Raw genomic sequence first — 21,768 nt, forward strand, 5'->3', positions numbered from 1 at the left:
CCTCACCGCACGGGGTCAGGCGTCGGCCAGGATGAACGACGCCGCCTGCTCACCGATGAAGATGGCGGGCGCGTTGGTGTGGCCGCGGATGATCAGCGGCATCACCGAGGCGTCGGCCACGCGCAGACCCTCCACCCCGCGCACCTTCAGGTCCGGCGTGACGACGCTGGCCTCGTCGGTGCCCATCCGGCAGGTGCCGACCGGGTGGTAGAGCGTGTGTGAGAACTTCTCGATGGTCAGCGCGATGGCGCCCTCGAGGTCCTCGGGCGCCTGCGGCGGGTAGATCAGCGGCCCCAGCGCGCTCTTGAGCGCGGGCTGGCCGACGAATCCGGCGCACACCCGCAGCCCGGCCTCCAGCGCGGCCCGGTCGGCGCCGTCGGGATCGGACAGATAGCGCGGATCGATCACCGGCTTGGCGGTCGGGTCGGCCGAGGCCAGCCCGATCTTGCCGCGGCTGCGCGGGCGCAGCAGGATCGCGCCCAGCACCACGCCGTGCTCGGTCGCCTCGACCAGGCCCTCGTGATAGAACGGCGCGGGCGCGTAGATCAGCTCCAGGTCGGGGTGCTCGAGCTCGGGCTCGCTGCGCACGAAACCGTAGGCCTCGCCGACATTGGAGGTCAGCATGCCGCGGTGGCGGACCAGGTAGTTGATCAGCTCGAGGGGCTTCTCCGCCGCGAACAGCGAATCGGATTCCACGCCGTAGCCCAGCGCGGCGATCAGGTGATCCTGCAGGTTCGCGCCGACCTCGGGGGAGTGCGCCACCGACTCGATGCCGTGTTCGGCGAGCTCGTCGCGGTCGCCGATGCCCGAGAGCTGCAGCAGCTGCGGGCTGTTCACCGCGCCACCGCACAGGATGACCTCGCGCGTGGCGGTGACGGTGTGGGTCTGCCCGCCCTGCAGGTACTGCACGCCGGTGGCCCTGGTGCCCTCGAAGAGCACCTTGGTGGCCAGCGCCTCGGCGTGCACGGTGAGGTTCGCGCGCTTCATCGCCGGGTGCAGGTAGGCGTCGGCGGTACTCCAGCGCCTGCCGTCGCGCTGGGTCACCATGGTCTGGGTGAAGCCCTCGGGCGCGGGCCGGTTCGGCGACTCGAGCTCGTGACCGGCCTGGCGCGCGGCCTCGAGGAAGGCGTGGGTGGAGGCGCGCGGGCTGCGCTGACGCTGCACGTGCAGCGGGCCCTTGGTTCCCTCGTCGGGGAACTGCGCGTCCTGCACCCGCTCGATCTTGCGGAACTGCTCGACCGCGGCGCCCCAGTTCCACTGCTCGCCGGCGAGCAGCCCCCACTCGTCGTAGTCGGCCCGGAACCCGCGCACCCACATCATCGCGTTCATCGACGACGACCCACCGAAGGTCTTGCCGCGCGGCCAGTAGATCTGCCGGTCGCCCAGGCCCGCCTGCGGTTCGGTCAGGTAGTCCCAGTCACGCTCGGTGCGGAACAGTTTCGAGAACGCCGCCGGAATGTGGGCGAACTTGTCGTCGTCGGCCGGTCCGGCCTCCAACAGCACTACCGTGGTGCCCGAGTCGGCGCTGAGCCTGTTCGCGAGCACCGCGCCCGCTGATCCGGAGCCGACGATCACGTAATCCGCGGACGTCCCACCTGCTTGCACTGTCCAACTCCGATCCTGCACTGCATCTGTCGTAGTCAACTCGGATGCGCCACAGCCGGACTCGTCGCCGGGCGGCGCTGGAAGCAGCGTACTGACAGTCGGCGCCCGGCGGGTGGTCCGTGTCTCAGTCGGTGGCCGTCGCCGCGGCCGCCCGGCCCGCGCGCCTGCCGTAGAAGCTGCCGTCGCCCAGCGACGCCCCGCTGACGTACCCGCCCGCGCACAGCCCCGACGTGCATCGTCCCGCCGCGTAGAGCCCCGCGATCGGCTCCCCGCTGACGTGCAGCACCCGCGAATCCAGGTCGGTGCGCAGCCCGCCGAGGGTGAATCCGGCGGTGAACCCGCGCAGATCGAAACCGGCCAGCGAGCCCGAGATCGGCCGCACCCATTCGGGTTTCTTGCCCAGCAGCGGGTCGCTGCCCTGCTCGGCGTGCCGGTTGTAGGTGGCCACGGTGGTCTGCAACGCCTGCTCGGGCAGGCCCATCTCGGCCTCGAGCTCGGCCACCGTCTCGGCGACCCACTTGGGCGGGAACCGGAAGAACGGTGTGGCGCTCTCGGTGGCGAGCGCCTCTTCCAGCGACTGTTCGTCGATGACGAGAAACGCCTGGTTCTCCTGCTGCAGCAGTGTCGCCTGGCCGATGCGGCCGGGGTAGGTGTCCTCGGCGATATAGCGCTGCCCGCGCCCGTTGACCATGATGCCGCGCGCCATCATCTGCGGATCGCCGAAGATGGCGACCTCGCTGGCGTCCATGTGTGCCAGTTCGGCACCCAGTGCCTGGGCCAGCCGGATGCCGATGCCGTCGTGCTCCTCGATGGCCGCGCCGGGCCGCCCGCTCAGCTTCGGGGTGTAGCGGTCGATCATCTCGGTGTCGTAGGCGAAGCTGCCGGTGGCCAGCACCACGCCGCGCTGCGCGCGCACCGCGACAGGCTTGCCGAAGTGGGTGGCCAGCACGCCGACCACGCGATCGTCGTCATCGACGATCAGCCTGCGGATGCGGGTGTCGTACTCGACCGGGATGCCGAGGTCGGCCACGGTGTCCGCGAGGGGCTTCATCAGCATGTAGCCGCCGCTGCGCTCACCGATCTTCTTGCCCGCCAGTTCGGGGACGTGCCCGCGGGGCGCCGGTGTCGCGATGTCGAGGAACGGTGCCGCGTTCTCGCCACCGGAATACATCAGCCCCTCGTCGTGCGGCGGCTCCCAGCCCGGTTCACCCCAGAACGACTCCTTGAACGGCACCCCGCAGTCGACCAGCCAGTTGTAGTGCTCGACGCTGCCCGCGCAGTAGTCCTCGATCTTGTCGGTATCGGCGCACGGGCCCAGTGCCGCGGTGAGGAAGGCCGCCATGTTCTCGGGGGTGTCCTCGAAACCCAGCGCCTTCTGCAGGGGAGTCCCGCCGCCCAGGTAGACGAATCCGCCCGCCAGCGCCGCCGCGCCACCCCAGCCGCCGGTGCGTTCCAGGATCAGCACCCGCGCTCCCGCCCGCGCGGCCTCGATCGCCGCGCACACACCGGCGATCCCGTAGCCGGCGACCACGACGTCGGCCTCGAAATCCCAGTGCGTCACGGTGTTCGCGCGCAGCGGGCGGACGGTGTCGATCCGGGGTGGGTTTTCGGTCACGAGCGGCCTCCGGTGTTCGGGTGTGTACCGAAATGGTGCCGCGTAGCCGCCGACAAAACAAGAACGTGTTTCAGAAATCTGTCCGGTCGGGACCTGGGCCCGGGCGCGTCGGCTCCGGTACGGTGGCGCCGGTGAGCGCGAATATTCGAGACATCGCCGTGCAGACCCTCTCCGGCGAGGACACCACCCTGGGCGCGGTGGCGGGTGACCGGGCGGTGCTGCTGGTCAACGTGGCCTCCAAGTGCGGCCTGACCCCGCAGTACACCGGCCTGGTCGAGCTGCAGAAGACCTACGGTGAGCGCGGCTTCACCGTCGTCGGCGTGCCGTGCAACCAGTTCATGGGCCAGGAGCCCGGCTCCGCCGAGGAGATCCAGGAGTTCTGCTCGGTCACCTACGGCGTGGACTTCCCGCTGCTGGCCAAGGTCGACGTCAACGGCGACGACCGCCACCCGCTCTACACCGAGCTGGTCGAGACCCCCGCCGCCGACGGCTCCGCCGGTGACGTGCAGTGGAACTTCGAGAAGTTCCTCATCGGCCGTGACGGCACGGTCGCGGGCCGGTTCCGCCCCACCGTCACCCCGGACGCCGCCGAGGTCGTGCAGGCTATCGAAGCCCAGCTCTGAGTCAGGCCGAGTTCGCCAGCAGTGCGTACTGTGCCGCGGCCTGCTGGCGCACCCCGGCCGGTTCGGGCCCGCTGACGAACGCGCCGTAGCGGCGGTAACTCACGTAGCAGCGGGTCAGCGCCGCGGTGCCGGGAGCGCTGCGGCGTTCCGCGCAGTGCGCCCCGGGGACCTGCTCGGGCGCGCTGACCGGGTGCGCCGCCGAGCTGAGCGTGCGCTGCCAGGTGTCGCCGAAGTCCGTGGCGGCGGCGTCGTCACGGAACCGGAACAGCGTGGTCGTATACGAATTGGCCACGCTGTCCACCCCGCCGCGATCCCACGCGGCCGCCAGTTCGGCGGGCTCGCTGGGCCGGTAGTGCAGGCCCGCCCGCCCCGGCCAGGCGGCGAACTCGCGCGAGGAGATGGCGATCTGCTGATTGGCCGGGCCCGGGATCAGGGTGCGGCGCAGCAGCCCGTCCGGATCGCGGGGGAGTTCGCCGATCCGGTCCGGCGCGGTCGGCGTGAACTGCTCGAGCAGCGGCACCTGGGCGTCGAGAATCGCCGCGACCCGGCGCGCCATGGCGTCGATGTCCGGGCTCGGGTGCTGCAGGAACAGGCTCACCACGATCTCACCGTGGGCGAAGGTCGCGCCGATCGTCTTCACCCCGGGCCGCCAATGCGCGTGCGCGGCGGCATAACCGGGGATGGGCACCGGCTGATTGTCCGGGCTCACCGCGAAGTCGGTGGCCTCCAGATCTCGGGCGGCGGCCTCGGCCGCGGCGGCGCCCGGAAAACGCAGCAGCACCACCCGGGTGACGCGCGCGTCGGTCTCGATGGCCGGGGTCTTCGCGTCGAAGGCGCGGTTGCCCTCGGCGATGTCGAAGCCGGTGATCATCCGATGCCGTTCCAGCACGGGCAGATTCACATTCGAGATGGCCGAGGCGTCGGCGGTGCGGCGCGGGGTGTCGAGCACATCGGTGCCCCAGTTGTGGGTGAGCTCGGCGTCGACATCGTGGGGGAACACGATCGCCCCGCCCATCCGCAGCCCCTCGAGGATCGCGCCGTCGGTCGGCTTGCGGCCGCTGTCGATATCGGCGGGGGTGGTCGTGTACCGGCCCACATCGAGCGTGCGGACATCGATCTCGCCCGGCGTCGCGGTGCCCGTCACCGCCGAACATCCGGCGAGCAGGACCGCGACCGCGCCGAGGGCGGTGATCACAGGGGTGCGCTGGTGAGCCATTCGTCGATCATCTCCTGATGGGTGTGGCCCTTCCAGTACACCTGGAGCAGCACGGTGGAATGCGGTGCGGTGTCGAACTGCACCAGCAGCCACGGCCCCGTCGAGCTGTTGAAACTGCGCACGGAGAGCGGCTTGCCGTAGCGCGAACGCAGCTGCCGGGTCGTCCCGGCGGGCAGTGTGGCGACGAATTTCGTGACCGTCTCGATGTCGGGGTGGGCGAGCACCTGCAACTCGAGTTTCTCCCGGTCGGTGCAGTTGAACCCGGTGTCCCACACGGCATCCGGGTTCTTGGTGGCGAAACTGCACCGGAGTCCGCGATAGCCCTCGCTGTCCGGGCCCGCGGGCAGCAGGTCGGGGAACAGGGCGATGGTCGGCCGGGCCGCGGCCCACGGGTCGACGGTGGTCGTCGTGGCCGGGGTGGTGGTCGGCGGGAGTGTGCCGGTCCCCGGGTTGTCACGGGTGAGCGCGATCGTCGTCGCCACGGCCAGGACGGCGGCCAGTCCGGCCGCCGCCGCGGCCCAGCCGATCCGGCGGCGACGGGAGCTCCCGGCTCCGGGCGAGTTGCGGTCGCGGATCGGCCCGGCGTCCAGATGTCCGGGCGCAGATCCTGGACCGCCGAATTGCGTCGCGGTGCTGCCGGTTCCGCTCGGGTAGGTCACCGGCACCGTGGGCCCGACACCCGTGCTGAGCGCGGTCGACGCGACAGCGACCAGCTCCGCGCAGCTCGCGAACCGGTGCGCCGGGTCCTTGGCCAGCGCCCGTGCGAACACCGCGTCCATCGCCGGGGGCAGGTCGGGGCGCGAGGCGGTGATGCGGGGGACCGGGTGCATGAGGTGCGCGCCGATGAGCGCGCCCGCGCTGGTCGCGGTGTACGGCGGCTGCCCGGTCAGCAGATGGAACAGCGTGCAGGCCAGCGAGTACTGATCCGAGCATGGCCCCAGCGGTCGTCCGTCGAGCTGTTCGGGCGCGGCATAGCGCAGCGTCGCGACCAGGGATCCGGTCTGCGTGAGGGCGGTGCCTTCGTCGACGGCCTTCGCGATCCCGAAGTCGGTCAGCAGCACCTGCTGCGCGCTGACACCCGGGGACTGCTCGCGCAGCAGGATATTGGCCGGTTTCACATCCCGGTGCAGCAGCCCGGCCGCGTGCGCGTGATCGAGCGCGTCGGCGGTGCACCGCGCGATGTGCAGCGCCCGCTCGACCGGCAACGGTCCCGCCCGCACCGCGGTATCGGCGTCCGTGCCCGCCACGTATTGCATGGCGATCCACAGCTGACCGTCCGCGCTGCCCCGGTCGTGGATCGCGACGATATTCGGATGGTCCAGCCGCCCCGCCAGCTCGGCCTCGCGCTCGAACCGTCCCCGGAACAGCGGATCGGCGGCGAAGGAGGAGTGCAGCAGTTTCAGCGCGACCAGACGCGGCAGCCGCGGGTGCCGGGCCGCGTACACACTGCCCATGCCGCCGGAACCGAGCACCCGCTCGATGCGAAAACCGGCGAAAACGGCACCGGCCGGGAGCTCGTGCATGCAGTCACGGTAGCCCAGGGCCGATGCCGACGCGGTCGTCACGCTGTCATCGCGCAGCTCACCGCCCGTTTCCGCGCACCGCCGACGCGGCTGTCGCGGCCGCGACGAGCGACATCCCGGCACCGGCCACATGCACCAGCCACACCGCCTCCGCAGCCGTCACCGCCTCCGCCGTCGCGAGGAACACCGAACCCAGACTCGCGATCCCGGCCACGATCCCCAGCTGGACAGCGGTGACCAGGATGCCGCTCGCGTCCGCGGCCAGCGTGACCGGCACCGCCGCCAGCGCCCGCGTCATGAGCGGACTGAAAGCCAGCCCGTTCCCGGCCCCGAACAGCCCGAAGGCGAGCCACACCGCGGGCCCGGTGCCCGCACCTCCGCCCAGCAGGACCGCGAGCCAGGCGAGCGCGGCGGCGTCGAGCACCAGCGCGCCCGGAATCATCCGCGCGTGCCAGCGCGCCGGAACCCGCTGCCAGCACAGTCCGGCCACCGCGAACGCCAGCCCCATCGGCAGGAACTGCATCCCGGCCCGCACCGCACCGAACCCGAGATCGCCCTGCAGATACAGCGCGCACGCGAACAGCCACCCGCTGAAGATCGCCATGATCAGCAGCAGTGTCACCGCGGCGGGCAGCAGTCCCGCCGCGCGCACGGCCGCCGGCGCGAACAGCGGGTCGCGCCCCCGCCGGGCAACAGAACGCTCGACCGCGCCGAACACCACCGCGGCGACCACGCCCGCGGCCAGACACAGCACCGTCCACCGCGGGAACCCCAGCTCGTAGCCCACCATCAGCGGCACCACCAGCAACAGCACGGTGAGGGTGAGCGTCACCAGCCCGGCCACATCGATCCGGCGGTCGACCCGTCCCACGGTCACCGGCAGCACTCGCACCGCCACCGCCCACAGCACGAGCCCGAGTGGCACATTCACCAGGAACACCCCGCGCCAGCCGCTCCCCGCCACATCCGCGTCCACGATCACTCCGCCGAGCACCTGTCCCACCACCACGCCACTGGAGACGATCATCGCGTAGAGGCCGAGCGCCCGCGCCCTGGCCTGCCCGGTGAACGTCCGCTGGATCATCGTCATCACCTGCGGCACCATCGCCGCCGCCCCGACCCCCTGCGCGAACCGGAACACGATGAGCGACAACTCGTTCCACGCCAGCCCGCACGCCAGCGACGCCACCGTGAACACCGCGAGGCCGACGAGAAGCATCCGCCGCTGCGTATACCGCTCACCCAGCCGCGCGCCGCCCACCAGCAGCACCGCGTACGCGATCACATACCCGGCCACGATCAGCTGCAGTCCGGCGCCGTGCGTGCGCAGATCCACGCGGATGGCGGGGACCGCGACATTGACGATCGAGGCGTCGAGCACCGCCATGAACTGCCCGACCAGGAGGACGACGAGCACGGCGATCGAACGCCGTCCGGCCGTCGGGGGATGCGCTGTGGGCGCGACTGTCCGACTCATTCCCCGATCGTGCGCAGCGCCCCGCGCACCGGCCAGGAGTCCGGTTGTCCCGGTGTGCACACCACCCGGCTGAGGCTGCAGGTACCGGAATTGCTTCTGTAGCAAAGGGAACGATGCACTAGGCTGAAATCTCCTACAGTCACCACCGATGCCTGGAGGCACATGATGTCGCATTCTTCCGCTGCCTACCCCAGCGCTGTTCCGGTCGGGGTGGACACCACGCGCGCGAGTATCGCGCGGGTCTACGATGCCGCGCTCAACGGCAAGGACAACTACGAGGTCGACCGCGAAGTACTCGCGCAGGTCCGCACCGTCGCCCCGCAGGTCAACGACCTGGCCTGGGCCAACCGCGATTTCCTGATCCGCGCCTGCCGCTTCCTGGCCCGGGCAGGCATCGACCAGTACCTCGACCTGGGCTCCGGCCTGCCCACCGCCGAGAACACCCACCAGGTGGTCCAGCGGGTGAACCCGCAATCCCGCGTCGTCTACGTCGACAACGACCCGTCGGTGCTCGTGCACGCCCAGGCCCTGCTGGCCAGCAACACCCGCACCCGCATCGCCGAAGCCGACATCTTCCGCCCGCTCGAGGTGCTCACCAACCCGACGGTCCGCAACGAACTCGACTTCCAGCGCCCCCTGGCCGTCTTCCACATCGGCACCCTGCACCACTACCTCGGCGACGACGCCGCTGCCATCATGCAGACCTACATCGACGCACTGCCCTCGGGCTCCTTCGTCGCCATCGCCCACTTCCACGACCCGGAAACCCCCGAATACACCGAACTCGCCCAGCGCATGGAAGAGAAGTTCATCCACAGCCCCATGGGCAGCGGCCGCTTCCGCACCCGCGCCGAGATCCAGGCCATGTTCGGCACCCTCGAGATGGTCGCCCCCGGCCTCGTCCGCTGCGACGACTGGTGGCCCGACGGCCCCCACCTCACCCCCCTCTCCGACGTCCGCCACTGCATCCTCGGCGGCATCGGCCGCAAACCCTGACCCGCTCGACGGCCACAGCGTGACGGACATCGCACCCGATCCGCGATCTCGGAATGCGGTGTAGCCCAACATAATTGGTACCTTTGACAGCGGGCTGGACGGTGCGGACCGCAGACCGCACCGTCCAGCCCACCCTCGCTTGCCGCCCGAATCGCCTCGGCGCACAAGATCAGCACAGGTGCTCTTCGGTCCCGGCGAGAGCGGTGCGGCCCGTGATCGTCGAATTCCCGACTCGCTGCGAATTCACCGCGGTGGTGAATGGCGGATGTGTTCTGATGAAGTTTCGATCGACTTCGTCCGCCGGAAGCGAGGAAGTCCGTTATGGGGTTGTTTCTTCGCGGAGTCGCATGGATCGGACTGTATCTGGCCGCCGCGCTCGTTCCGCTGGTCTTCGCGGTGGTGGGGCCCGTCGCCGGTGGTCGTGGGTTCCTCACCGAATTCTCGGTGGCACTGGGGTTCGTCGGCATGTCGATGCTGGGCATGCAGTTCGCGCTCGTCGCCCGTTTCCAGGCCGTCGCCGCACCGTTCGGGGAGGACGCACTCGTCCAGTTCCACCGCCAGATCTCCTATGTGGCACTGGCCTTCATCCTCACCCACCCGGTGCTCCTGCAGATCGCGGGCACCGACATCGTCGGCCTGCTCGACCTGCGGCACGCCCCGTGGCGGGCCCGCTGCGCGATCACGGCGACCGTGCTGCTGCTGGGGATCGTGGCCACGTCGATCTGGCGCCGCCGGTGGAAGATCTGCTACGAGATCTGGCAGATCCTGCACGGCGCGCTCTCCGTGCTGGTCGTGGCCTTCGCGCTCGCACACATGGTGCTCGTCGGCTACTACCTCGACGCGCCATGGAAAGTCGCGCTGTGGACCGCGATGACGGTCGCGCTGGTGGGACTGCTGGTGTGGGTGCGAGTCGTCGCCCCACTGCGCCGGATGCGGCGCCCGTGGCAGGTCGCCGCCAATACCGGCGAACGCGGAAACGCGCAGACGTTGACGCTGACTCCGGTAGGGCACCCCGGCATCCGATTCGAGCCCGGTCAATTCGGCTGGCTGGTGGTGGACCGTTCGCCGTTCGCGATCACCGCGCATCCGTTCTCGTTCTCCTCCAGCGCCGAAGACCGGGGACGGATCGAGATGACCATCAAGTCGCTGGGTGACTTCACCTTCACGATCCCCGTCGTGGCTCCGGGCACCCGTGCCTATCTCGACGGCCCCCACGGCGTCTTCACGCCCGACCGCAACGAGGGTCCCGGCTTCGTCCTCATCGCCGGCGGCGTCGGGATCACCCCGATGCGGTCGATTCTGCGCACCATGGCCGACCGCGCCGATCCCCGGCCCGTGACACTGTTCTACGCGGTGCGCTCCCTCGCCGAGATGACCTTCGACACCGAGCTCGCGGCACTGTCCGGAGAACTGAACCTGACTGTGGTGACCGTCCCGGAACACCCGCCGGCGGCCTGGGAAGGCGAATCCGGATTCATCGACCAGGCGCTGCTGCGACGACACCTACCACCCCGCAGTCGGCATCAGCAGTACTTCATCTGTGGGCCCGCCCCGATGGTCACCGCCGTCGAAGCCGCCCTCGCCCACCTGAACGTGCCCGCCGACCGCGTGCACACCGAACGGTTCACCTTCGTCTGACATCGGAGCCGCCATGCGCCACACCTACACAACCCGTGCCGTATGGATCATCGCGGCCATCCTGCTGCTCGCCTGTGCCTGGTTCGGACTCGTCCTGCGCTGAACAATGCACACACGGACTCCGGCGGGAGGAAATCGCGGGAGCAGTTCCTGGAGACCGGCGACGAACGGGGGATACCAAGGCCAGCGGAACTTGCCCGGGAACGTCCGCATTGCTCGCAGGATGTGGCGAAGCTGGTTGGGATGGGTTTACAGTCGATGTAGGCGGACAGGTCACCAGCCCTCATGGCCCCCCACATCTCATCGAATGGATCGTCGACCTTGAATCCGAGAAATTCGCGTCGGAAGGACGCCTTGTCAAACACCAGTTCCTAGCTAGTTACGCACGGCTCCATCAATCGCTTGATCGACTCCGTAGGCACCGAGTTCGAGCAGGCGATCGAGGATATCCAGTAGCTTCGTGATGCGCTGTGGTTCGCGAGTCTGCGCTAACCCACGGACCACCAGATCCGAAATGTAATGAGCATCCCCGGCAGCACCGGTCCTGATGTCGGCCACATCTTCACCATGGATGTTCAGAAAGTGGTGTGCAGCGAGGTCGATGAGATCGTCGACCTTGTCCGGCGCTTCCTGCAGCGTGATGAGCAGTTGCGGGGACGCGTGTACGTAGCTTGGTGACCCGATCAAGTCAGCCAGGAACTCGGCGTAAGGGCGCAGGTCGTCTCCACGCAGGTGACCGGCCAGGGTGCCGACCGTTTTCCGAACATCATCGTCCTCATCGTGCATCAGGCGGCGCAGAGTGGAAAGCACGAGTTCTGAATCGGCGGATCGTCCAATCCTTGCTGCGCAGACCTCAGCCAGGCCGCGTCGAACTTCCACATCGCTGGCCAGAACTCGCTCCATTAGCGCTCGACGTCCCCATTGCAGCGCAGCGAATGCTGCCATGCAGCCCCCTGCTCTCCGAACTTCGGCATCTGTTGAACTGAGCATGCGATTGATAACCGGATCGATCACTTCTGGATCGGCGTTGCCGATATAGATCATCAGGTCGTCCAACATGTCCGAGGCAAGTAGGAGATCATCGGCGTCGATGAGGCGTTCGTACGCTGCGTAGGCGGTTGGCCGTGCATGCCGTAGGCAGGCAGCGATGGTGTGCGCGACACAGGCGCGGACACCCAGTACTGGATCGCTCGCCAGCTCGACGAGGTGCGGGGCCACGAGTTCCGTGCGCGTGCCATCGAGGTCGTGGACCAGGAGGTCGCCGAGCGACTTAGCCAAGCTTCCTCGCGAGGTGTTGTATCCGTTCGTGAACAAGTCCCGTCCGGGCTGGTGGTCGTCTCGGCGTACGAAGACTGGCGAGTTGTCGACAGGGTCAGGAGCATGCAGCGCCCGTTCGAGGACCATCTCAACGATGTCCAATGGCGCCTCGTCATAGACGCGACGGACCGCCCAGCCAAGCCAGCGGTCGCAGTCGCCGAGCCCGAGGCTCATGACGTGACGGATCGCGTCGAAGACAGCGTGGTGCGCTTCCTCTGGAATCGATGCTTCTCCGAAGCCCGACAGGATCGCGCTGGGATAGGCCTCGTTGGTCTCGGGCGTCAATAGCATGGCCAGGCCAGCGAATCGAAGAGGATCCTCAGCCGTGTGCGACTTCAGCTGCTGCGCCAACTCGCGAGCACCGCCTACCTGGCTGCCGAAGTCGCGGTCGTCGTTGTCGTGCTTTGCCATGGCCTGCAGCCACTGCGCGTTGCTCATCATGCCTGTGGCTGAATCACCGATCGGCGACCCGACCCTATAAGCAACTATGCCGGTTGGTAGCTCGGGCAAATCGCAGTCGAACTTGCGCTGGTACTCCTGTAGCCGTCGAAGTCCCAGCGGGGTCAACCGCCCGGGGTCGAGCGCTGATAGGAACTTGAAGGCGGTGTATCCGAACCACCGAAGCCTGTGATGGAGGTCGGAAGATTGGTATGTCGCGGGAAGGTCTCGGAGTTGCACTTCGAGCTGCAAGTGGACCTCGTCGCTGACAATCGGCGCTATGGCCTCAACGACCTCGCGCGAGAGCCAGTGCGAATCGGACAGGTAGCCCGCTTTCAGGCGGTTGCCGCCTTGGAGAATCAGCTCGGCTGCCCACGGGGCAAAGGTCACGGCCCCAGCGATCAGTGCGCGGTACAACAACGACTGTGCCGCGTCATGTTCGTTGGCGGCTAGGAGCCGCAGCATCGACTCGATGGCTTCCGGTGACGTCTGCGCGCACTTCCCGAGCGCGGCCGCTGCGCCGTTGTACAACGCGTCATCGACGTCGCCGTACCCTGGCTCCACTCGAAGCCTCAGACTGAAATGCCGGTCACGAAGAAGATCCTGCTCGAAGCGGTCATAATGCGTGACCTCCATGATTGCCAGCAGGTGCGGCACGAACGCCTCGGCGAACGCTTGAGGTTCCGCTTCGCATGCTGTCTCGATCATCTGAGTGGCACCGTACTCATGAATGCCGAGGAGCGTTACTTTGTCGTCACTACCGAGCGTCAGAGCAGACGGACTCTCCACGAAGCAGGCCTTGAGCATCTCGATTGCCCAGAGTGGCTGGTGTTCCGCCAGCTTGTGTACCGACAGCCAGTGGTTGCGATCGGCGGGGTCGATATGGCCGGCACGGATTGCGTCCAGCAACAGCTCGAATAGCCGCCGGTGGAGATGCAGGTCGGCGCGTTGTGCCACCCAACGGAGCCACATCACATAGTCGGGTGACTGCTTCCGCGCCATCAAGAGGCCAGCCACCTCGGCGGAATGCACGGCGCCAGCGTTGCCCATCCAGTTGACGCTCCTATCGCGTAGCGCGGCGTCGTCGCCATCGAGCCACCTCTCGATGTGACCCTGGGCGCAGAACGGGCCGAACCACGTTGGGCGTGCGAGCTGCAACAAAAGCCGTTTCGTGAGCGTGGACTCCCTGTCGGCAAGGCGCAGCACAAGTTCGACATCCTCGACGGTCGGAGCACTGACGTTCGCGAAGACGGCAATCACCGTCTCCTTGATGTGGAAGCGAACATCTGCGCTACTCAGGGCCGCCTCGACCTCCGTCCGGAACCGATCGGGATCTCGCTCACGGAGAAGCTCGAGGATCTGCCGCACCTGCGCGCGTCGGAACAGTTCTTGCTCCTGGGCGCAAAGGAATTCGACCATCGACTGGTGTCGTGACAGCCACTGACGGGCGAATGTGAAGTCGAAGAACGTCTCGTGAAAGAAGGAGACCCGGTCGTCTTCGATCGCAATGACCTGTTCGGAAGCGAGGACCCGAGCGTGTTTGATGAAGTCGCCAGGGTCGAGGATCTCGACAGGGACAGACAACGTCTGGTTGTCGCTCGCGGCGTGGGCGATCCGGGCCAGCACGTCGTTGAACAATGTTCCGGGCCGTCGCTCCTCGGAGGTCTGCTCTTTGCGCAGCCAGAAGGCTTCGAACAACGATCCTCGGGAGGTGAAGTTCAGGGCACCTGGCTGGTCGGCGATCGTCTCCAGCAAGACGAGGTTAAGCGGTGACCTGAGGAGTGCACGTTGCGTAGCAGTAAGCAGACCAGGATCGAGACCCATGGCTGAGACGGCGCCCGCCGCGGCCTCGTCAGGTAGCAGTTCAACAGTCAGACGCTCGACATCGTTCCGCGCATCGAGTTTGCGGATGCGGTGGTCGTTCTCGACGTCGAATAGTCGGCAGGCCAAGATGACGCGCACCCCGTCAACCGCCGTTGCTTCTTGAATGAGATCGGCAATGACGTCGTAGCGCTCCGAGAGGCGCCCGGACACTAGCGACACGGCGTCGAGTTGGTCGATAATCAGGAATGCGTCGCGGCCGTCCGCCGCCTGTCGCAACGCCGCAACCGGCGAGGTCGAGAAGCCCAGCTGAATACCCAGTTCGACGGTCGAACCGAAGGCGCCACGGCGGTCGAGCCGGAACGCCAACACCTCGGCGTCCTGCGCCTCGAACTCGCGCGCAGCCTGGTAAAGCACAGTACTCTTTCCACCACCTCCAGCCCCGACGACAAGTGCAAGCCGGGTCGTAGTCATGAGGTCGACGAGAGTTTCGGCTTCTTGCCTCTCAATCGATGGCGAGAGCAGTTCGCGCTCGATCGTGCCGCGCCAGCTCTGGGTCGCTGCCACCACCTGCTCATGGGACGTTCGCGTGGCCCGGAAGCCGTGCCTTGTGATGCCGTCGCGAGCAAGAGCGTCAAGCAGCTCCCGTTGCGTCATCCGCGTGCGCAGGTTGTCGAGCAAAACCGCACCTATGGCAACCGCCATGAGGTCGCCGGTCGCGCCCTCCAAGGACACTTCGGCGAGCATAGCGTTGGTCATGACCAGCTGCTCTTCGACTTCAATCTCAATCCACATACCGCGCAGGGTCTGCCAGGCCGCCTCAGAGCTTCCGAAGACTTTCGTTGCGGTCAGCTCATCGAAGGTTGGTCTCAACTCGCGCGTGAGCTGACGCGCAACGAACTGCTGTGCGTCCGCCGATTGCCGTGACAAGTCGGCCATGACCCGAAGTGCACCGCTCGGAGTCATCGAACTGAAGTGGAACTTGCGCCCCGCGGCAACGTGGCGAGCAGCTGCCGCCAAGACTCCGCGACCTCTGAGAGCTGCGATCGTCCAGTGATCGATGATGTTGTTCTGGCGCTTCACCTGGGTCACCGCGATGTCGCCGTGCTCGTTGACGTAGGTGAACTCCGAGCCGTCAGCTAGTTCAGGGTCGATCTCTTCGAGCGTGAGACTGCGGCGCTCGTCCTGGATGCAGAACAGAGCGTGACGGATGGCCCAGGCCAACTCGTATTTATTGCCCAGCTTGTCCGCGACGCCACCACTGGCGCCGGCCATTCGGGGCCGCGCCAGATTCTGTGGCATGGCAGTTGCCGCGCTGCTCGACTGTACGGATTTCTCGATCTCCCCATCATGACAGTTGCCCATGGCATTTCAGCTGTCAGCCCCAATATTCGCCGGACACCCGTCCCCGCCACCGGCCGCTCTCTGCCCGCCAACTCCTCGCCGACACTGACCTGAACCAACCACCAGCCACCCACTACCGCTGACGACCCGTCACATCCATGCAGTAAGGGCGCGGCCAGAAGGATCCGACGGCCGACGCTATCCAGGCTCGACAGGCCACCGAACATCCGCTCATGCCGCTGGGCACGCGGTCGCGAACGTCCGCATCTGCTGCCTACCGTTCGGTTTCGCCTGGCTGTGATCGTCGGGGGTTGGCAATACTGTGCAACCGTGCCAACCGCTGCCACCCGATCCTGCAGCAGCCCGACAGCCCGACAGCCCGGGTCGATGATGGGCTGGGCCGTGGCATTCTCAGGCGTTCTTTGCACTCTCAGGCGACGTGGAGTAGGTAGGGTTCCCATCTGGCCGGGGTCGGTGTCACCAGGTACACCTGGCTTTAGTCGGGAGGCCGATCAATGCCAGTGTTCAGGTGTTGAAGGCGGTGTCGCGCACGTTGCGGCTGAGTCCGGCGGAGCAGGGGCATTTGTATCGGTTGGCTGGTGTGCCGGCGGTGGATGTACGGACCGCAACCGTACCGTCCGCCCACCCTCGGCCTTCGCGGAGCACTCCATCCGCACTGGGTGACTGCGTTGCCGCAGCCGGTGAGCTCACAAGGCGATGAGCATGCCCTCGCACAGTGCGTGGTCGTCAGGCCCGGTCACGATATCGAACGTGTATTCGCCCGCCCGCGCCATGAACTTCACCGAATGGGTCACCGGATCGATCGTCATCGGCAGGTCATGGGACCAGAGGAAGAGTGGGATCCGCATCCGCGCCTCCGGATCGAATTGGTTGCGCACCGTGAGATCGAGTTGCACCGGCACATCACTCGAGAAGACGAGCAGGTCCGTGTCGCAGCGGCCGAAGTCATGGACCAGCCGCACGGTCTCCACAGGTGGCCCGTCGAACGGGTCCGCCGCAGCCACCGACGTTGCCGAAAAGCAAGTCGCACAAAGGATCAGGACCGAAAGAATCCACCGCATCGCCGTACTCTACGTGGATACGTGCCCGGTATCGAGGTCCCAGTCGGATTCCCACCAGCGCCGGACTTCGGCTTTCGACGAGCGTCACTTCCGTCCGCTCCGGTACTGGGAGATCCTGCGCGAGGCGGCAGGCCTGGGCGGCTTGAACGCGTGCGAAGCGCGCTTTCGGGCTACCCGCTTCTCAGATGACCACGAATGAGCGTGAGAGAGAACCCGAAACCGATCAACGCCTTTTCGGTGGCCCCGGAGGCGATTACGCGGTCGACGACGCCAGATCTGGGGCAATGAACGAAGCGGGATCGTCCTCCGCTGGTTCGATCGAGGTGTGCTGACGCAGACGGTCGACAACCTCCCGCGCCGGCAGACCGACCACATCAATCCCGCGGACGTGCACGGTATCCGTGCCGGTTTCGGGTCGCCAGAGTTCCACTGCGAGCAGTCGATCAGCCGTGCAGCCGATGCTGATCATCAAGCCGCTCGGCCGGGAAATGTGTTGCCCAGGGTGATCTTACGGCTGTGACCTGGCATCTCGGGAGTCCCAGGCGTCGGCGAACATCTCGTGGAGCGGGCGAGGAGGAAGAATCGCCGTGTACGGGCCGACGATGGTCTTGTCGTCGACGCGCACCAGGTGTCGCTGGAGCTTCGCGGTCTCGAGCGGCAGGTGCGGTGCCTGCACCGTCGAGGTCCACGGCCCGGGGATGAACGCCGTGCGTCCGGCCCGGGCACGCTTGTCTTCGACGACGGATCGCTGGGCGACGAGCTCGGCTTGAATCTTCTTGTGCCGGGCCGGAGTCCAGTCGTTGAAGCGACGCACGGCGCGGTCGGTGGGGCGGGCGAGCGTCAGTAGCTGCAGATACAGGGCCGCCGCGTCCGGGCTCACACCGAGACACGTCGAGACCCGTTCGACCAGGTCGGGGGCACTCTGTCGCGGGTCCGCCTCGTAGCGGCCCGGAGCGACGGGCGTCGTGGTGGCGCGTTCGATGAAGCGGGGCAGGCCGGTCACCAGGGTTTGCTCGCACCGGATCGCATGCGCCAGGCCTGTCGCACGGTGGTCCGTGCAGATGCGCAGGGTTCGGCTCAGCACGTCGGGGTCGGTGAGGGCGGACGGTCGCAGGAAGGTGCCGCGGTGCCACTGCTCCCCATCGACGACGATCAGTCCGTTGTCGTAGACGACCCGCTCCTGAGCCGCGATCGGGTAGGTGTTCGGTCCGAACAGCGTCGGGGACAATTGCCGCATCTGTTCGAGGACGACCAACAGCCGCGGAGCTCGCAGCCGCGCGTGGAGTCGATCGTGCAGGTCGACGACCCCGCGGCTGTCCGGATCGCCGACCGGACGCTCGGTGAGCGCCCACACCAGCGCCGTCGCCGGCTCGCGGTAGGGATTCCACCGTCGAATCGAAGAGACGCTGGAATTTCCGTGGTGCAGATCGAGCTCGTCGTAGCCATTGACCCGCAGCCCACATCGCAGGTTCTCGGTGGCGACGGTCGTCTTGTCCGGATGGGACAGGGCCGTCGCCAACGGGCTCGGCAGGCCGGTGGCGGCCTCGAGCTCGACGATCAGCGCCTCGGAGACATGGGTTCGCCTGCCCAGCAGGTCGTTCCACACCGCCGCCATCCGCTCGGCGGCCGCGAGATCCCCGCCCTCGGTCCACAGCTCGGTGACGTCCTCCGGCATGCCCGCGGCCACGAGCCGTTGACGGCCGGTCCAGCCGAGACGGCGCGTGTATGCCTCGTACTGGTCCGCGACCACGGCGTTCGCTCCGTATGGATTGGTTCGGAGCATCTTCCTGTGGGCGTCGGCCAGGCGAACAAGACCGCCGCCGAGCCCGCAGCGGCGCGGCAGTCCGTCCAGGGCGAGCCGGGCGATCGGCTCGCGGACTCCGGTGAGTTCGGCGAACCGCCGCACGGCCTGTGTTCCCGGTGTTCGCGGCCCATGGTGCGCAAGCTGATCCAGGAGTTTCCCGATGCGGGCGGCGTCGTCGCGGGCGATGGTGAGGGTGTCGACTTCGATCGCATCCGCCGGTGACGCGACGGCCACGGGTTGAAGGAATGCGCCCTCATGGGCGAGGGTGCGCTCGAGGCCGGTTGCGGAATCCGGCTGACACCGACCGACCCGCCACGTGCTGGGAACCGCGAACGGCTGTGCGGCCCAGGTGGTCAGCAGCGCGATCAGGGCGGCGCGATCGGTTTCGGGCGTGCGGCCGTTGATGGCCCGCCAGGCCACCGCATCGATGTGGCCGAGCAGCGGCGTCCAATCGACGGGCGCCGCGGGCGGGCTCATCCGGCGCACCGTGTCGTCGATGTCGCCGGCGAGGAAACGGCCGTCCGCGGCGAGAGCCGTGAGGGTGGCGGCGACAACGGTGGAGTGCGCGTTCCAATGGTGGTCGAGCAAGCCGAACAACGCGGGAAGAAGGTCGGAGTCCGGCACTGCGGCCGGCACGGTGACCAGTGCGCCGGATCGAATCATCGCCACTCGCGCGGAGATTCGCTCACGGGCAGCGACGAGTCGGCCTGCCTGATCCGCCAGTGCGCGGACACTTTTCGCGAGGCCGGGATCGGTGAGGCCGGACGGCAGCGCACCGGTGGCTAGAAGCTCGCGGGCACCTGCGGTGTCGAGACCCCGCAGGGCCAGCGAACCCGCCCGATCGCGCGGGGTGAGAAAGTGCCAGAACGCCGGGGGCGGGAAGGCCGAAGCCGTGCGCGGCGCGGTCTGGACCTCCCAGAGCGGACTGCTGTCCTCATAGGCGCGGATCGTGGCGGAACCGCCGTAGGTCATCAGCAGTTCCGCTCCGCACTCGGGGAAACGGACCAGCCCCCACGGGGAATCGGCACCGCGGCCACCCGCGAAGGTGGCCCTACGACCGTCGACGGACTCCACCACATAGCCTGTCCAATCATGTCGGTCACGCAGGACGCGGTAACCGCTGACACCCTCGACGTCGCCGAGCGGTGACGTGCGGACTCCGTCGGGCAGCCGCACGTACGACAGCAGCGAGCGCACGATCTCCTTCCCTTGGGGAACTTCGCCGTCGGCGAGGAACTCGGGAAGCGATGAGGTCTCTGTGAGCGCCCCGTCGCGCGGATCCACTTCGGCCCAGGAATCCGAACTCGAATGCGGCTCCGCGAGACGCCATACCCGCTCGCCGTCGCTCACCTGACAATGCAGGTCCGCGATGCCGTGACGCTCGCCCGGCCGCAGTACTCGCCTGCCATCGTGGCGGCCGTCCGCGGTGGCGAACTGGTATCCGAGCCCACCGTCGTAGATGTTGCGGCAGGCCCGCAGACCGAGCCAGTCGGTGACCGAGAAGTGTTCGTCGGGTGCACTCGTCCAGAAGGCATGCTTGGCGTAGGACGTCGTGGTGTCGCCGTACCCGACCAGGAAATCCCCGCCCACGAAGAACACCGCGCCCAGGTGCTTTCCGGCGGGGATCGTGAACTCGGTCTCGGCCACCATCGCGTGCGGGTCGATCACCACGGCGCGGGTGCGGTTGTAGAGGGTCAGCATCGGCCACGTGGCGGTAACTCCCTGCGCGCTGCCCAGATGACGGATCGCCGCCTCCCAAGCAGGCCAGTGGAATTCACCCGGGATACCAGCCCGAAGCGTCCGGACCAGGGGGCCGACGCCGTCGAGAACGGCCAGCGCTTCCTCGATCCCGTCCAGCGCTTGCATGGTCGGCAGATCGAGCAACTCGTCGAGTTCGGCGATGGCCAGTTCGGCATCGAGGAGCCCGCCGCTCGCGACCCGGTCGATGACACTGGCGATGCGGGCGAATACCGCACGCTCGATGCCGGGATTGTCCGGCAGCCGGACGAGCGCGGAGCCGGTGGTCTGCCGATCGGCGTGCACGACACCTTCCAGCCGGGGCCCCAGCTTCGGATCAGCGGCCAAGGCGATCAGGTCGCGCCGGGAATCCGCACCCCAGAAGTGCATTCGACCGTTGTCGGGGGCATCGACCGCTGCTCCGACCGCCAGCAGCGCGTCGGCGAGATCGGTATCGATGTGCCAGTGGTGGAACCGGCCGCGCGCCAGGGAGACGGCGCGTCCGGATTCCTTCAGCCGAGGACCGATGCGCTCGATCATGTCGAACAGTTCCGCCGGCATCCGCTGTGCGGTCACGCCGCCGTAGGGCACTTCGACATAGCAGTACATGGCGAAGAATTCACCGATCCAGGCCGCCAGTCCACCCGGAGGCGTGAGGGTTCCATCGGCGAATCCCTCGATCGCGCCGATCGCGTCGAGTAGCCGCAACAGCGCGGAGCCGTTCGTGACTGTCGCGGGGAAGAGGCGCAACAACGGCGTGACATCGTCAGGCGGCACCTGGACGAACACCTTGGCCGCGCCATCGAGCAGGCCGTCCGGCACCTTCCGGGAGGTGCAGGCGCCGAGGACATCCAGCAGGATCCGCGAGTCCTCGTCGAGGCCCAGACCCGCGGCCTTGGCCGAGGCGCGAACGCGGCGAGGCAGATCCGCCCCGAGCGGCGCGCCACCCTGCGCCAGCGCCACGAGCAGTCGCACGAATTCCCGGTGAGCCTCCTGTGGTGATCCCACACCGGCCAACCAACGCTGATGCGCCGCGACCTCTTTGGCAGGCAGCGCGCCGTAGCGAGCGAACAGCAGTGCGTTCTGCCGATGGAAGTCCACATGCACTGGCAGGGAGTGCTCTCGCTCGACCGCCCGAGCCCGGCCATAGGCACTGATCGCCGCGCTCCGGTGGCGCGAACTCGACATCGACGCGGCATACCCGGACAGCCAGTGACCGACCATGTCCAGCAGCCAGGGCCGGTGCCGCTCAGGCAGCGCATCCGCCCGCCGCGCCACCTCATCGATGAAAGCTCCAGGCTTCTGTGTCCTCCAGGCCTTCTCGCGAAGCACGGTGACCAGTTCCTCGGCACCCCCGACCGCGCCGTGATCGAAGTGGCGTACCCAGTCCGAATACAGCGTCGAGTCCAGTGGATCGGAGGGCGGCGAGATCAACATGCGGTGGATTGTCGCAAACCGGTACGACATTCCGGCTGCGCGCAGAACGAGGGAGAGGGCGCGGTGCGGGCCGGTCCCACTATCCGGGTATCTAT

At 67.6% G+C, this 21,768-nt stretch carries 12 protein-coding genes; 3 read left to right on the top strand and 9 right to left on the bottom strand.

Annotated features, from left to right (window positions below; all coding sequences use genetic code 11):
- Positions 1 to 15: 15 nt before the first annotated feature.
- Entirely contained in the window at positions 16 to 1,605 is a 1,590-nt protein-coding gene (locus tag ACFC06_RS03050) for a GMC family oxidoreductase (RefSeq protein WP_375927281.1), read from the bottom strand.
- A 124-nt stretch (positions 1,606 to 1,729) separates the two neighbouring features.
- Positions 1,730 to 3,220 (bottom strand): FAD-dependent oxidoreductase, encoded by a 1,491-nt coding sequence (locus tag ACFC06_RS03055; RefSeq protein WP_375927283.1) that lies wholly within the window; start codon positions 3,218 to 3,220, stop codon positions 1,730 to 1,732.
- A gap of 131 nt (positions 3,221 to 3,351) precedes the next feature.
- Between ACFC06_RS03055 and ACFC06_RS03060 the strand changes: the two genes are divergently transcribed.
- Positions 3,352 to 3,843 (top strand): glutathione peroxidase, encoded by a 492-nt coding sequence (locus ACFC06_RS03060; RefSeq protein WP_375927285.1) that lies wholly within the window; start codon positions 3,352 to 3,354, stop codon positions 3,841 to 3,843.
- A gap of 1 nt (position 3,844) precedes the next feature.
- On the opposite strand, the gene ACFC06_RS03065 is transcribed toward ACFC06_RS03060, so the two are convergent.
- From ACFC06_RS03065 to ACFC06_RS03075, 3 genes are read right to left on the bottom strand one after another with little or no spacing between them, the layout of a single operon-like run.
- Complete coding sequence (locus ACFC06_RS03065) at positions 3,845 to 5,059, bottom strand: hypothetical protein (RefSeq protein WP_375927287.1); 1,215 nt, start codon at positions 5,057 to 5,059, stop codon at positions 3,845 to 3,847.
- On the bottom strand, positions 5,035 to 6,582 hold the full coding sequence (locus tag ACFC06_RS03070) for a serine/threonine-protein kinase (RefSeq protein WP_375927289.1): 1,548 nt from the start codon (positions 6,580 to 6,582) through the stop codon (positions 5,035 to 5,037). The genes ACFC06_RS03065 and ACFC06_RS03070 overlap by 25 nt, the downstream gene beginning before the upstream one ends.
- A 58-nt stretch (positions 6,583 to 6,640) precedes the next feature.
- Positions 6,641 to 8,059, bottom strand: a complete 1,419-nt coding sequence (locus ACFC06_RS03075) for an MFS transporter (protein ID WP_375927291.1) — start codon at positions 8,057 to 8,059, stop codon at positions 6,641 to 6,643.
- 165 nt (positions 8,060 to 8,224) lie between these two features.
- On the opposite strand from ACFC06_RS03075, the gene ACFC06_RS03080 reads away from it, so the two are divergent.
- Entirely contained in the window at positions 8,225 to 9,055 is an 831-nt protein-coding gene (locus ACFC06_RS03080) for an SAM-dependent methyltransferase (RefSeq protein ID WP_375927293.1), read from the top strand.
- Between the two features lie 321 nt (positions 9,056 to 9,376).
- Positions 9,377 to 10,693 (top strand): ferric reductase-like transmembrane domain-containing protein, encoded by a 1,317-nt coding sequence (locus ACFC06_RS03085; RefSeq protein WP_375927295.1) that lies wholly within the window; start codon positions 9,377 to 9,379, stop codon positions 10,691 to 10,693.
- Positions 10,694 to 11,068: 375 nt separating this feature from the next.
- Here the strand turns inward: ACFC06_RS03085 and ACFC06_RS03090 are convergent, their stop codons facing one another.
- The 4 genes from ACFC06_RS03090 to ACFC06_RS03105 form a co-directional block, all read right to left on the bottom strand.
- Entirely contained in the window at positions 11,069 to 15,634 is a 4,566-nt protein-coding gene (locus ACFC06_RS03090; RefSeq protein WP_375927297.1) for a hypothetical protein, read from the bottom strand.
- 686 nt (positions 15,635 to 16,320) lie between these two features.
- Complete coding sequence (locus ACFC06_RS03095) at positions 16,321 to 16,695, bottom strand: hypothetical protein (protein WP_375927299.1); 375 nt, start codon at positions 16,693 to 16,695, stop codon at positions 16,321 to 16,323.
- A 253-nt stretch (positions 16,696 to 16,948) separates the two neighbouring features.
- Positions 16,949 to 17,164, bottom strand: coding sequence for a hypothetical protein (locus ACFC06_RS03100; RefSeq protein WP_375927301.1), 216 nt, complete (start codon positions 17,162 to 17,164; stop codon positions 16,949 to 16,951).
- 39 nt (positions 17,165 to 17,203) lie between these two features.
- Positions 17,204 to 21,673 (bottom strand): hypothetical protein, encoded by a 4,470-nt coding sequence (locus ACFC06_RS03105; protein WP_375927303.1) that lies wholly within the window; start codon positions 21,671 to 21,673, stop codon positions 17,204 to 17,206.
- Between the last annotated feature and the right edge of the window lie 95 nt (positions 21,674 to 21,768).

Source organism: Nocardia sp. NPDC056064 (assembly GCF_042266925.1).
Taxonomy (GTDB): domain Bacteria; phylum Actinomycetota; class Actinomycetes; order Mycobacteriales; family Mycobacteriaceae; genus Nocardia.

Coding starts and splice junctions, on each gene's coding strand:
- ACFC06_RS03070 (WP_375927289.1), bottom strand. CDS start 6,582: ATGCACGAGCTCCCGGCCGGTGCCGTTTTCGCCGGTTTTCGCATCGAG.
- ACFC06_RS03065 (WP_375927287.1), bottom strand. CDS start 5,059: ATGGCTCACCAGCGCACCCCTGTGATCACCGCCCTCGGCGCGGTCGCG.
- ACFC06_RS03080 (WP_375927293.1), top strand. CDS start 8,225: ATGTCGCATTCTTCCGCTGCCTACCCCAGCGCTGTTCCGGTCGGGGTG.
- ACFC06_RS03095 (WP_375927299.1), bottom strand. CDS start 16,695: ATGCGGTGGATTCTTTCGGTCCTGATCCTTTGTGCGACTTGCTTTTCG.
- ACFC06_RS03090 (WP_375927297.1), bottom strand. CDS start 15,634: ATGGGCAACTGTCATGATGGGGAGATCGAGAAATCCGTACAGTCGAGC.
- ACFC06_RS03100 (WP_375927301.1), bottom strand. CDS start 17,164: ATGATCAGCATCGGCTGCACGGCTGATCGACTGCTCGCAGTGGAACTC.
- ACFC06_RS03085 (WP_375927295.1), top strand. CDS start 9,377: ATGGGGTTGTTTCTTCGCGGAGTCGCATGGATCGGACTGTATCTGGCC.
- ACFC06_RS03075 (WP_375927291.1), bottom strand. CDS start 8,059: ATGAGTCGGACAGTCGCGCCCACAGCGCATCCCCCGACGGCCGGACGG.
- ACFC06_RS03105 (WP_375927303.1), bottom strand. CDS start 21,673: ATGTTGATCTCGCCGCCCTCCGATCCACTGGACTCGACGCTGTATTCG.